The following is a 12,775-nucleotide window of genomic DNA, read 5'->3' as shown; positions in this document are numbered from 1 at the left end:
GCTTGTGCAGCATGCGTTCCTGTTGCCGGCCCGAGGTTCAGCGTCCTATCTGGCCGAAACGGCCACTGTTGTAGTCATTGATGGCCTGCACTATCTCTTCCTGGGTGTTCATCACGAAGGGACCGTGACCGACTATGGGTTCATTGAGGGGGGCGCCATTGAGCAGCAGCAGCGTCGTATCTTCCTCGACATCGATCACCAGCTGGCTGCCGCGGCGCTCCATGACTGCCAGCTCGGCGGCGCGGACAGGGTGGCGGTTGCCGAGGCGAATGGCGCCTTTGAGCACAAACAGCGCCGTGGTGTGCCCTTCCGGCAGTTCGAGCGTCACCCGGTGATGGGCCTTCAGACGCATGTCCCAGACGTTCATCGGGGTGAAGGTGCGGGCAGGGCCGCGGGTATCGCCGAGCTGCCCGGCGATGATGCGAGCCTCCCCTGCGCCCTCTGGCAGTGCCACCCGAGGGATCTCGTCGGCGGTGATGCCTTGATAGCCCGGGGCCGTCATCTTCTCTTTAGCGGGCAAGTTTACCCACAGCTGCACCATCTCGAAGGCGCCGCCCGTCCTGGCAAATGCCGGGCTGTGGTACTCCTCGTGGATAAGGCCGGATGCGGCCGTCATCCACTGCACGTCACCCGGACCTATGGTGCCGCCGCCCCCCGAGGAGTCTCTGTGGGAGACGCCGCCCTCATAGACGATGGTCACGGTTTCGAACCCGCGGTGAGGGTGCTGGCCGACGCCGAGTTGATGGGAGGTGGCCGGGAAATTGGCCGGGCCCGCATGGTCCATCAGCAGGAAGGGGGACATCTCCTCGGCGATGTCGTGGTAGGAGAAGATGCTCCTGACAGGGAAGCCATCGCCGACCCAGTGCCTCTCGTTGCTGCGCTTGATAAATGCCAGTTCTTTCATCTCAATGCCTCCGTTGAATCAATGGAGACAGTGTAGAAAGTAGTCATTTACCGGACTAGATGGTTAAATAAGAAAACACTTTCTAATGAATTGGAAGATGGACTTCAATCAGGTCGTCGTATTCGTCAAGGTCGTGCAAGCGGGCAGTTTCAGCGCCGCGGCGCGTCTGCTGGGGCTGCCGACCTCCACCGTCAGCCATCGGGTGGCCATGCTGGAGAAGCGTCTGGGCGTCACCCTATTACAGCGGACCACCCGCAGGTTGCACCTGACCGATGCCGGACAGATCTATTTCGACCACGCCTCGGCCGGCCTGGTGCATGTGCTTGACGCCGAGGCTGCGGTGACCGAGGCGCGGGAAGAGCCCTGCGGGCTGCTGCGCATCACGGCTCCCGTGGATATCGGCAACCAGATCCTGTCGTCCATCCTGGGGCAGATGCGCAGCCAGTGGCCCAAGGTCGATGTGGAGCTGGTGTTGATGAACCGCTACGTGGATCTGGTCGCCGAGGGGGTCGATGTCGCCATTCGTACCGGCCCTCTCAAGGACTCGACCCTGATCGCCAAGCAGGTGGGCATAGCGCGCTGGGCCCTGTTTGCCAGCCCGGATTACCTTGCCAGCGCCGGGGTGCCAGATGCACCTCAGGCGCTGCGACAGCATGCCTGCCTGCAGTTCACGCCACTGGGCAAGGAGGCCTGGGTACTTCACGACGGGGCCGCCAACAGTGTGACCGTTTCTTTAGCCCAGCAGATACTGATCAACGATGTCGGCCTGATCATGACCATGGTGCAGGCGGGTGGTGGGGTGGCACTGTTGCCCTCCTACCTGTGTCGCCAGGCCTGCGAAGAGGGGAGACTGGTGCCTGTCCTGTCCGAATGGCATGGCAAGGCGGATCCCATCCATATCGTCTATCCCAGGCAGCGCTTCATGGCTCCCAGGTTGCGCGCCTTCGTGGATCTTGCCACGCTGACCCTGCGTCAATGGCTCGAATGACGGGTCGTCGAGGCGGTAACGGCGGCCAGCCCCATAAATAAACAAAGCGCCTGATGGCGCTTTGTTTATTTGATATCACGTCAACCTAGCTGAGCCAGCCCATCGCCATGGCCAGCCGGCCGCACAGGGCCGCCAGCAGGATGCCAAGCAGGGTGCGCAGCAGCCAGATCACCACCAGTTGCCCCAGGCTCACCGGGATCTTGGTGGCCAGGATGCAGGGGATGGAGGCGGAGAAGAAGAGCACAGAACTCACCGAGACCACGGCGGTCACATAGCGCACCAGCAGATCCGCATCCTTGAGCAGGATGGCGGGCAGGAACATCTCCGCCAAGCCAGCCGAGAGCGCTCTTGCGGTCTCCAGCGGCTCTCCCAAGTCCAGCAGCCAGGTGAGGGGCCACAGCAGCCAGCCCAGCAGATCAAACAGCGGCGTGTGCTGGGCCAGCAGCAGCCCCAGCAGGCCGACGGACAAGATGGTGGGCACCACGGCGGCGGCCATGTAGAGGCCATCCTTGAGGTTGTCCTGCAACTGCCGCAGCACGGGATCCGCCTGGCTGGACTGGGTGAGCCCGGAGGCCAGCGCAGCTTGCCAGCGGCTCATGCCCTCCGGCAGCGGCTCGTCGGTCTCGCCCTGGTGCGCCATGGTGCTGATGGGGGGAACCCGCGCCAGGATGGCGGTGATGACGAAGGTGATGACCAGGGTGGACCAGAAGTAGAAGTTCCAGTGCCCCATCAGGTTGAGGGTCTTGGCCACTATGATCATGAAGGCGGCGGAGACGGTGGAGAAGCCGGTGGCGATGATGACAGCTTCCCGTACCGTGTACTTGCCCGCGAGGAAGACCCGGTTGGTGATGAGCAGGCCCACCGAGTAGCTGCCGACGAAGGAGGCGACCGCATCGATGGCGGAGTGGCCCGGGGTGCGCCAGAGGGGGCGCATCACCGGCTGCATCAGCACGCCGATGAGCTCCAGCAGGCCGAAGCCGAGCAGGAAGGTGAGGGCCATGGCGCCTATGGGCACTATGAGACCCACCGACATGGCCAGCTTGTCAAAAAGGAAGGGCAGGCGATCCGGCGTCATCAGCCAGGCGGGGCCCCAGTCGGCCACATACATGATGGCCAGCCCCAGCCCGAGCAGCTTGAACAGGCTCAGCAGTCTGTCGATGGGGCGAGCGCGCCAGCGACCATCCAGCAGCGGGCTGATGGCGCCATAGGCGATCAGCAGCAGGATCAGCCCCAGGGCGAGCGGGCGCTGCGCCATCAGGAAGCCCGCCAGGTGATCCACCAGTATGGTGCTGCGGCCCGCGAGCTCGAAGGGCACGAAAAAGATGGCGATGCCGAGCACACTGGTCAGCAGCAGTTTGATGCCAGCCCCTGAGCGGGCAGGGGCGGTAAGTGCGTGTTCAGGTTCCATTTCCTCTCCTTGTGATCCACATGGTTCAACTCCCTTGACGACCTAATTTGTATATACAATATCGGCGCAAGCCCAAAATGGAAACAACAAATACACCAAAAAGCAACATTCGATGAAAGTGGAATCCGTATGAAGCTTTTCTATGGAGGAGTGCGATCGGGGCAGTGTGGGCTGCTGTCTGGTCTTTACAGAGCGGCCGTGCAAGGAGCGTCATGGCAAGAGAGGCAAGAGAGGCAAGGCGGCAGGAAGGGCAGGCAGGAACCGGGCCAATAAAGCTTTTCCATAACGACCAAAAAAGCGGAAAACCTGAGCCCGGATTTAAACATTTTCACTGCCCTCATCGAGGGAGGCTTTCTTATAACTATTTATGAAATGCTCATAAAGCCTTTGTTCATTTGACTACTTTTCGAGTATCTCATTGCGGAGTAAGATGCCACTTCAATAAAAATAAGAATTAGGAGTTCGGGTGTGAAGGCATTAGAGAAAGAAAGGATATCGCCCTATATCAGCCAGTTATACGAGTGCGGTATTAATGATTCTGACATTAAGTTGGTGGTGGACCAATTTCGCGCCGACCTGTCCGGCAGTTCATCCCTGTTTTTATTGCGGGATGATGACAAGAGCGACGGAATAAAGCTCTTTTCCAGCGGCTTGACCGAGGCCCAGCAGCAATTTTATGTGCAGCACCATCGCCAGGATGTGTGGTTCAATCATTATCTGGACAAGGGCTGCCAGGGGATCGTCAGCGCCAATACCATCTCCAGCTCGGTGGGGCTGCTGGCCAGCTTCGGTGCCCAGTTTGCTGCGGGCGGCGTCTGCCGGGTGAAGGGGCGAGGTCTCAGCACCCTGTGCAGTTACCGCGGCGCCGCTCAGGATGACTTCAGCAGCCGGGATCTCAGCTCCTTGACAGAGATCTATTCTGGTCTGGCCGCCTGGAGCCAGCATTATTGGAACCTGCTGGCCCTGGAAACCCAGAACTATCAGCTGCAGCAACTGGTGAAAAACCATAATAAGCCCAGCGCCATCATAGATGACAAGGGGCATATTCATTATTCCAATGTGGCGTTCAACCGCATCGCCGATGAAAACGTCGAGCTGCGGGCGGTCAATGGTATTTTCTCTTTGCAAAATAAGGAGCAGCAACGCCAGCTCAAGGAGACCTTGAATGGCTTTGCCTATTTGCTGCCAGGCGCCAGCGCCTATATGTCCATTCCCCGTCAGTCCAATCTCAGGCCCCTGCTGATCCAGTGCACCCTGATGAGCGGCCTCAGCCGCTTCGAGCGCTATGTGGAAGTGGTATTGCGCGATCCCGAGCACTCTTTCAACCCGGACATAGAGGCGCTGGCCAGCCTCTATCCCCTCACCATAGGCGAGAAGGAGCTGCTGGTGCTGATGAGTAAGGGCTACAGCAGCAACGACATCGCCGAACTGCGCGGTGTCAAAGTGGAAACAGTGCGCTCCACCCTCAAGGGGGTGTTCAAGAAGACCGACTGCCACAGCCAGAACGAGCTGCTGCTGCTGCTGCAATCCATCTCCTGATAGGCACCAGCTATGCTTGGAGTGAGCCGGGCATAGTGCCTGGCTCGCGCCTCCCGTCGGGAGGCCTGTCGGGGGAAGCGTCATGGAATCACTCAAGGCAAGGGATTATATGCAGACCAAGCCCATCACGTTCAGCGCGGACATGATGGTGCAAAATGCGGTCACCAAGTTTCTCAACAGTCATCAGCTCGGCGGCCCCGTGGTGGACAGCCTGGGGCACCTGATTGGCTGGGTGTCCGAGCAGGATTGCATTGCCGTCATGTTGAAAGAGGCCTATCACTGCGAGCAGGTGGCCCAGGTCAAGGATGTGATGCGCAAGGAGGTGCTGGCCGTGGGGCCAGACACCAGCATCCTGGATCTGGCGGAGATGATGATGGGCCAAAAGCCGAAGATCTATCCCGTGGTGGAGGAGGGTCGTCTGCTCGGGGTGATCAGCCGCCACAACGTGATGCAGGCCATTCACGCCCAGCTGGGGACCTGCTTCGTGCATCAGGCCAGGGTTTGATCCGGTTTTGCCGGATCATCGGGAGCAGGCCGGGGGCCTGCTCTTTTTATTGCCCGCAGCGCCATAGAACCTTGCCGGTGCCGCTTTAAGGCTTGCACCGCCCCCGCTCGCTCTTTAGGATCGCTCCCAGCTTATCGATATGGCCCCTCTGGGCACTTATTTAAGGAATTCCTACCTTGTCTCTCTCTATCGAGGCGCTGCGCCGCCGTCTCTCTGCCTGCATGAATCTCGATGCCCGTCGCCTTTCCAGCCGTCTGCACGGGGTCAAGAAGCTGCCGGAAGGCAAACAGACCGCCATGCTGGAGACCCTAGCAGCCGATCTGGCGGTGGCCGAATCGCGCTATCAATCCCGTCTGGCGGGCGTGCCCAGGGTCACTTACCCGGACAACCTGCCGGTCAGCCAGAAGCAGGCGGAGATAGCAAAGGCGATCAGTGAACACCAGGTGGTGATCATCGCCGGCGAAACCGGCTCGGGCAAGACCACCCAGATCCCCAAGATTTGTCTCTCGCTCGGGCGCGGGGTCAAGGGCTATATAGGCCACACCCAGCCGCGGCGCCTCGCGGCCCGCACGGTAGCGGCCCGTATCGCGGAAGAGATGGAGTCAGAGCTCGGCCAGTACGTGGGCTACAAGGTGCGCTTTACCGATCAGGTGAGCGAGCAGACCCATATCAAGCTGATGACAGACGGTATCCTGCTGGCGGAGATCCAGCACGACCGCATGCTCACCCAGTACGACACCATCATCATCGATGAGGCCCACGAGCGCAGCCTCAACATCGACTTCATCCTGGGCTATCTCAAGCAGCTGCTGCCAAGGCGCCCGGATCTCAAGGTGATCATCACCTCGGCCACCATAGATCCCCAGCGCTTCTCCCGCCATTTCAACCAGGCGCCCATCATAGAAGTCTCAGGGCGCACCTATCCGGTGGAGGTGCGCTACCGCCCCCTGTTTGTTGATAAAAAAAGCAGCGACAAGAGCGAGGGGCTGGAGGAGCGCGACGAGCTGCAGGGCATCTTCGATGCAGTCGAAGAGCTGGCCCGGGAGGGGCTGGGGGACATCCTCATCTTCATGAACGGCGAGCGGGAAATTCGTGACACCGCCGACGCCCTGCGCAAGCTCAACCTGCGCGACACAGATGTGCTGCCGCTCTACGCCCGCCTCTCCAATGCCGAGCAGAACAAGGTGTTCCAGCAACATGCCGGGCGGCGCATAGTGCTCGCCACCAACGTGGCGGAGACCTCGCTGACGGTGCCGGGCATCCGTTACGTCATCGATCCGGGCACCGCCCGCATCAGCCGTTACTCCTGGCGCACCAAGGTGCAGCGCCTGCCCATAGAGCCTGTCTCCCAGGCCAGCGCCAACCAGCGTAAAGGGCGCTGCGGCCGGGTGGCGGACGGTATCTGTATCCGCCTCTACTCGGAAGAAGATTTCAACGGCCGTCCGGCCTTTACCGATCCCGAGATCCTGCGCACCAACCTGGCCTCCGTCATCTTGCAGATGCTGGCGCTCGGCCTTGGCAACATGGAGGCCTTCCCCTTCGTCGAGCCGCCAGAGTCGCGCCATATCAAGGATGGTTTGACTCTCTTGAAAGAGCTAGAGGCGGTCAAAGAGCTGCCCGGCACCCGGGAGCAGGAGCCCAAGCTGCAGCTGACCGAAACCGGTCGCCAGCTCTCGCGCATCCCCCTTGATCCCCGTCTGGCGAAGATGGTGATCACGGCGGCGCAAACCGGCTGTCTGAGCGAGGTGATGGTGATCACCGCCGGCCTCAGCATCCAGGATCCCCGCGAGCGGCCCATGGAGAAGAAACAGGCCGCCGACGAGCAGCACAGACGCTTCGAGGACAAGGATTCCGATTTCTTCGCCTTCGTCAATCTGTGGAATTACCTCAAAGAGCAGCAGGATCTCCTCGGCAGCAACCCCTTCCGCCGCATGTGCCAGAAGGAGTTTCTCTCCTACCTGCGGGTGCGCGAGTGGCAGGACATTCATTTCCAGCTGCGCCAGACGGTGAAAGAGCTTGGCTTCAAAGCCAACCATGAGCCGGCGGATTTCAAGACGGTGCACTGCGCCCTGCTGACGGGGCTGCTCAGCCATATCGGCAACAAGGATCTGGAGAAGCCGGAGTTTCTCGGCGCCCGCAACGGCCGCTTCCACCTCTTCCCGGCCTCGGGCTTGTTCAAGAAGCCGCCCAAGTGGGTGATGGCCGCAGAATTGGTGGAGACTTCCCGCCTCTACGCCCGCATCAACGCCAAGATCGAGCCGGAATGGGTAGAGCCCCTGGCGGCGCACCTCATCAAGCTGCACCACAGCGATCCCCACTGGTCGAAGAAAAACGGCGCCGTCATGGCCAAGGAGAAGGTAACCCTCTACGGCCTGACGCTGGTCAACGAGCGCACCATCAACTTCAGCCGCATCGATCCGGCTCAGTGCCGCGAGCTCTTTATCCGCCGCGCGCTGGTGGAGGGGGACTTCGAGACCCGCCACCGCTTCTTTGGCGAGAACCGCAAGCTGCTGGCCGAGGTGGAGGCGCTGGAGCACAAGTCGCGTCGTCGCGACATCCTGGTGGATGACGAGGATCTGTTCCGCTTCTACGATGCCCGCCTGCCGGAGGAGGTGATCTCCGCCCGTCACTTCGACAAGTGGTGGAAAGAGGCGCAGAAGCAGGATCCCGAGCTGCTCAACTTCGAGAAAGAGATGCTGATGAAGGGGGATGCCGCCCACATCAGCGATCTCGACTACCCCAACTTCTGGCAGCAGGGGCGCCTCAAGCTCAAGCTGACCTACCAGTTCGAGCCGGGGGAGGCCGCCGATGGCGTCACCCTGCATATTCCACTGCCGCTCTTGAATCAGGTGGAGGTGAAGGGGTTCGAGTGGCTGATCCCCGGGCTGCGCCACGAGCTCTTGGTGGCCCTCATCAAGTCGATGCCCAAGCCGATGCGCAAGAACTTCGTGCCGGCCCCGAACTACGCCGATGCGCTGCTCGCCACCCTCAATCCCGAGCAGGGGCCGCTGCTGGACGAGATGGAGCGCCAGCTGCGCCGCATGACTGGGGTCACCGTGCCCCGGGAAGCCTGGGACTGGGCATCGGTACCCGATCACCTGAAACTCACCTTCCGGGTGGTGGACGACAAGCACAAGAAAGTAGCGGAAGGCAAGGATCTGGAGGCGCTGAAGGAATCTCTGCGCGGCAAGGTGCAGGAGACCCTCTCCCAGGTGGCGGACGACGACATCGAGCAGTCGGGCCTGACCCTGTGGAGCTTTGGCGAGCTGCCCCAGGAGTACAGCCAGAAGCGGAGCGGCTTCGAGGTGAAGGCCTATCCGACCCTGGTGGATCAGAAAGACTCGGTCGCCATCCAGCTGGTGGAGAGCCCGGTGGCCCAGCAGCAGCTGATGTGGGCGGGGCAGCGCCGGCTGGTGCTGCTCAACGTGCCATCTCCCATCAAGTATCTGCAGGAGAAGCTGCCGAACAAGGCCAAGCTCGGGCTCTACTTCAACCCCTTTGGCAAGGTGGCCGAGCTGATTGACGACTGCATCGCCTGCGGCTGTGACAAGCTCATGGAGCAGCACGGCGGCCTGGCTTGGGACGAGGCCGGTTTCGAGTCGCTCAAGGAGTTTGTCCGTGCCGAGCTCAACGATGCCGTGGTGGAGGTGGCAAGCCAAGTGGAAGCCGTGCTGACCCTCTCCCATGAGATCAAGAAGCGGCTCAAGGGCAAGATGCAGCTCGACACCGCCTTTGCCATGTCGGATATCCAGTTGCAGCTGGGCAACCTCATTCACAAGGGGTTCGTGACCGAGACCGGATGGCAGCGCCTGCCTGACTTGTTGCGCTACCTGCGCGCCATCGAGCGGCGCCTCGAGAAGCTGGCCATCGATCCCAACCGGGACAGGGTCCATATGCTCAAGGTGCAGAGCGTCGAGAGCGACTACAAGGCGCTGCTCGCCAAGATCCCCAAATCCCAGCCGGTCCCCCCCGAGGTGGCCAATATCCGCTGGATGATAGAGGAGCTGCGGGTCTCCTTCTTCGCCCAGCAGCTGGGGACGCCCTATCCTATCTCGGATAAACGGGTGCAGAGCGCCATAACCCAGTGCTAAGCTGCTATCTATCTGTTTTCTGAGCCATAGCGTGACAAAGAGCGTGGCGAAGAGTGCGACGAAGAGTGTGGCGATAAGAGCCAGGGAAGCGCAGGAAGGGAGGCCATCACATGCTGGGGATCTGGTTGGGGGTTGCGCTGGTCAACATCAGCGGCTATCAGCCCATTGCGGAGCAAACCTGGGTGCAGCTCAACCCGGAGTACTATCCGGTGCACAGAGCCGTGCCTCCCATCTTCGTGGCCTGGCGGGGCAACCAGTTCCCGCCGCTCGAACAGAAGAAGAAGAACGGCCACTGGCAGATCCTGTTTCCCGCCCGTCTGGTGCCCCCCTTCGATCTGTTCGAAGGGGAGGCCCAGCTCTCCAAGGCCTATCTGGCAAGGCTCAAGCGCATCGATGAGATGGCCTATGGCATGGCCCCGCATTCGGCCGTGCAGCCCGTCGCCAGCGGCTCTCTCTCCCCCGAGGATCAGGGAGGGGCGGCCTTTATCGCCGAGTTCTCCTTGCCGGGATCGAGTGCGGGGAGGGGGCGGATGCCGCAGAGCGAGCCGCTGCTGGCCAATTTGATGGGGCGGACTGCGCCCATCTCTCAGGGGACTCCTGCTCAGGTCGGGGCCATGCAAATCGCCAGCCTGGGCCAGGGAGCCGAGGGGACCACCCTGACTCTGTCCGCGACTGCGGCGGGAGGGGCGTCGCGAGTCTGTCATCAGGTGGCGGCGGGGGAGACGCTCTGGCGCATCGCCAGCCAGCTCCAGGCGAAGGTGGGCAGCGGGTCTGATACCTACAGCTATCTGCTGGCGCTGGTGGAGGAGAATCGCCCCGGAATGGGCAAGGGGATAAGGGTACAGACAGGCCAGCGCCTCTACTGCCCCAAGGCCGAGACCCTGGCCCAGTTTGACGCCATGAGCCCGGCCCAGCGCCAGCAGCAGTTTGCCCGTCTGGAGCAGGGGCGCTGAGCCGCGTTCGGATAAGATCTGATGCCGCTGAGGGGCGGGGCAGATGGCGAGTCGCGCGTCCCTTGTATCCACCCCGGGCCCATGCTAGTATTCGCGCTCGTTTTGCGAGGTGCTGACCGGTCGCAGTCAACACCATATATTCATCTTAAAAGAGATAACCACTATGTCTTTCGTATTCCAAGCTGAAGTCCGTTCTGACCTGGGGAAAGGTGCGAGCCGCCGCCTGCGTCATGCTGACCAAGTTCCTGCCATCGTTTACGGTGCAGGCAAAGAAGCCGTGTCCGTTACCCTGGACCACAAAAAGCTGATCCTGGCCCAAGAGAAGCCGGAGTTCTACTCCTCCGAGCTGACCCTGGTCATCAACGGCGAAGAAGTAAAAGTAAACGTCAAGGCGATCCAACGTCACCCGGTACGTTACAAGCTGGTTCACCTGGACTTCGTACGCATCTAATTGCGTCAGTCCGGTTGAATGAAAAGCCACTCCTCGGAGTGGCTTTTTGCATTCTGGCGTTCTTGCCGCAGCCATGAAAGAGGGCGACCCCGGGGTCGCCCTCTCGTCTTTTTCCTCTCTACCAGACCGGCTGGCTGAGGTAGGGATTGCTCGCCTTCTCGCGACCAAAGGTGGAGCTGGGGCCGTGGCCGGGCACGAAGACGATGTCATCCCCGAGGGGCAGCAGGGTCTCGGTGATCGACTTGATCAGGGTAGCGTGATCCCCACGGGGAAAATCGGTACGGCCTATGCTGCCGGCAAAGAGCACGTCTCCCACCCAGGCGAGTCGCTCGGCCTGGCAGAGCAGCACTATGTGCCCCGGGGTATGGCCCGGGCAGAAATAGACCTCCAGCTCGCAGTGGCCCAGCTGCACCTTGTCGCCTTGCTCAAGCCAGCCATCCGGTGTAAAGGCCGGAGCATGGGCGAAGCCGAACATCTGGCTCTGCTGGGGCAGCATGTCGAGCCAGAAGGCATCTTCCTTGTGGGGCCCGGTGATGGGTACGCCGGTCTGCTCGCGTAGCTGGTTGGCGGCCCCCACGTGATCCAGATGACCGTGGGTCAGCAGTATATGGGTCAGGGTCAGCCCCCGTTTGGCGATGGCCGCCAGCAGTTTGTCCGCCTCGCCACCCGGGTCGATCAGCGCCGCCTGATGGGTCTCGTCACACCAGATGAGGGAACAATTCTGGGCGAAAGGGGTGACCGGGATCACCTCGAACTTCAACATGTGGGACTCTCCTGAGGGGTCTGACGGGCGTGCTGCTCGGCGAAGTAGGCGAGGCAGGCCTGCTTGTCACCGCGAAACTGGATCCGCTCGCGTTTGTTGTTCAGCTGATAGAGGTACATGGGGTCATAGTAGCGGGTCAGCAGCAGGCGGATCCAGGCGAGGTGCAGCGCCGTATCCCCAGTGTTGGCCTGCTCCTTGAGGGCGGCCTGCATCAAGCCATCCAGCTCCCGGTGATCCTTGTCCCCGAGGCGGCGCTTGAGCCGGGCCAGGGCATCGGTCAGGTAGCCGGCAAACAGCGGCCAGCCCGCCTCTGGCCCATGCATCTCCAGATAGCGTTGCCAGAGATCCTGCACGTAATCCACCCGGATCTGCTCGGCTCGCTCCTCCTGGGGCACCTCTACCACCACCAGGGGGGCCTGGCACATGGCCTCATAGAGGTTAAGAGGCAGGGCGCAGCGACCGATGAGGCGGCTCTCGTCTTCCACCACGAAGGCATGCTCGCCCTGGTGGCGGCGCTTGAGCAGCTCTATGGCCAGCCGGTTCTCGAAGTTGATGTTGCTGGGCTGGCCTCCCGGCAACTGGCCAAAGGAGGATCCCCTGTGATGGGCGTGCCCTTCCAGATCAACCGACTGGGCAATGTTGGCCAGCATGTGGGTCTTGCCGGAGCCTGTCATGCCGGTCAGCACGCGCCAGTGACACTGGGCGCTGGCGCTCTCCTGGGTATCGATGAGAAAGCGGCGCAGCTCCTTGTAGCCGCCGGCCACCCGGGGGCGGATGACCCCCGCCTCGGACAGCCACTGCTGCACCGTCTGCGAGCGCAGGCCGCCGCGAAAACAGTAGAGCAGGGCATCGGGCTGCTGGCGCAACTGCGCCAGCCATCCTTCGATACGCGCGGCGCGCACGGCGCCCCCCACCAGCTTGTGGCCGAGTTCAATGGCCGCCGCCTGACCCTGCCGCTTGTAACAGGTGCCCACCTGGGCGCGTTCGTCATCCGTCATCAGCGGCAGACTGACGGCGTTGGGAAAGGCCCCTTCCTGAAATTCGACGGGGGCGCGCAGATCGATGAGGGGAATATCCTCCAGGAAGATGGCGGCGAGATCCCTGGCCAGTGGCAGTTCACTCATCGCGCATCCCCCCGGCAGGCCGGTGCCGTCTTGGCAACAAACCGCAGTG

10 protein-coding genes are annotated in these 12,775 nt (G+C 61.7%); 6 read left to right on the top strand and 4 right to left on the bottom strand.

Translation table 11 applies throughout. The features are described from left to right. Nucleotides 1-37 precede the first annotated feature (37 nt). A complete protein-coding gene (locus Aeroheme_RS10525; protein ID WP_411165792.1) occupies nucleotides 38-904 on the bottom strand; it encodes a pirin family protein in 867 nt (288 codons plus the stop codon). A 97-nt stretch (nucleotides 905-1,001) separates the two neighbouring features. Between Aeroheme_RS10525 and Aeroheme_RS10520 the strand changes: the two genes are divergently transcribed. Continuing rightward, a complete protein-coding gene (locus tag Aeroheme_RS10520; RefSeq protein WP_411165791.1) occupies nucleotides 1,002-1,892 on the top strand; it encodes a LysR family transcriptional regulator in 891 nt (296 codons plus the stop codon). Nucleotides 1,893-1,977: 85 nt separating this feature from the next. Here Aeroheme_RS10520 and Aeroheme_RS10515 read toward each other — a convergent pair whose 3' ends face one another. Next, complete coding sequence (locus tag Aeroheme_RS10515) at nucleotides 1,978-3,300, bottom strand: YjiH family protein (protein ID WP_411165790.1); 1,323 nt, start codon at nucleotides 3,298-3,300, stop codon at nucleotides 1,978-1,980. 468 nt (nucleotides 3,301-3,768) lie between these two features. On the opposite strand from Aeroheme_RS10515, the gene Aeroheme_RS10510 reads away from it, so the two are divergent. From Aeroheme_RS10510 to rplY, 5 genes are all read left to right on the top strand, one after another. Continuing rightward, nucleotides 3,769-4,839, top strand: a complete 1,071-nt coding sequence (locus Aeroheme_RS10510; RefSeq protein ID WP_111910592.1) for a helix-turn-helix transcriptional regulator — start codon at nucleotides 3,769-3,771, stop codon at nucleotides 4,837-4,839. Nucleotides 4,840-4,921: 82 nt separating this feature from the next. After that, nucleotides 4,922-5,344: a CBS domain-containing protein gene (locus tag Aeroheme_RS10505; RefSeq protein ID WP_106886806.1), complete on the top strand. Its 423-nt coding sequence runs from the start codon at nucleotides 4,922-4,924 to the stop codon at nucleotides 5,342-5,344. A 176-nt stretch (nucleotides 5,345-5,520) separates the two neighbouring features. Next, nucleotides 5,521-9,435: an ATP-dependent RNA helicase HrpA gene (gene hrpA / locus Aeroheme_RS10500; RefSeq protein WP_411165789.1), complete on the top strand. Its 3,915-nt coding sequence runs from the start codon at nucleotides 5,521-5,523 to the stop codon at nucleotides 9,433-9,435. Between the two features lie 110 nt (nucleotides 9,436-9,545). Continuing rightward, nucleotides 9,546-10,388: a hypothetical protein gene (locus Aeroheme_RS10495; RefSeq protein WP_411165788.1), complete on the top strand. Its 843-nt coding sequence runs from the start codon at nucleotides 9,546-9,548 to the stop codon at nucleotides 10,386-10,388. 163 nt (nucleotides 10,389-10,551) lie between these two features. Next, nucleotides 10,552-10,839, top strand: coding sequence for a 50S ribosomal protein L25 (gene rplY, locus Aeroheme_RS10490; protein ID WP_025326956.1), 288 nt, complete (start codon nucleotides 10,552-10,554; stop codon nucleotides 10,837-10,839). A gap of 118 nt (nucleotides 10,840-10,957) precedes the next feature. On the opposite strand, the gene Aeroheme_RS10485 is transcribed toward rplY, so the two are convergent. Next, nucleotides 10,958-11,602 (bottom strand): MBL fold metallo-hydrolase, encoded by a 645-nt coding sequence (locus Aeroheme_RS10485; protein ID WP_262110290.1) that lies wholly within the window; start codon nucleotides 11,600-11,602, stop codon nucleotides 10,958-10,960. Further along, a complete protein-coding gene (mnmH, locus tag Aeroheme_RS10480) occupies nucleotides 11,596-12,726 on the bottom strand; it encodes a tRNA 2-selenouridine(34) synthase MnmH (protein ID WP_411165787.1) in 1,131 nt (376 codons plus the stop codon). The genes Aeroheme_RS10485 and mnmH overlap by 7 nt, the downstream gene beginning before the upstream one ends. Nucleotides 12,727-12,775: the final 49 nt, after the last annotated feature.

The organism is Aeromonas sp. DSM 116730 (assembly GCF_046581335.1).
Classification (GTDB): domain Bacteria; phylum Pseudomonadota; class Gammaproteobacteria; order Enterobacterales; family Aeromonadaceae; genus Aeromonas; species Aeromonas rivipollensis.
Note: the sequence above shows the minus strand (reverse complement) of the source record. Positions and strands in the feature narration are given on the sequence as shown.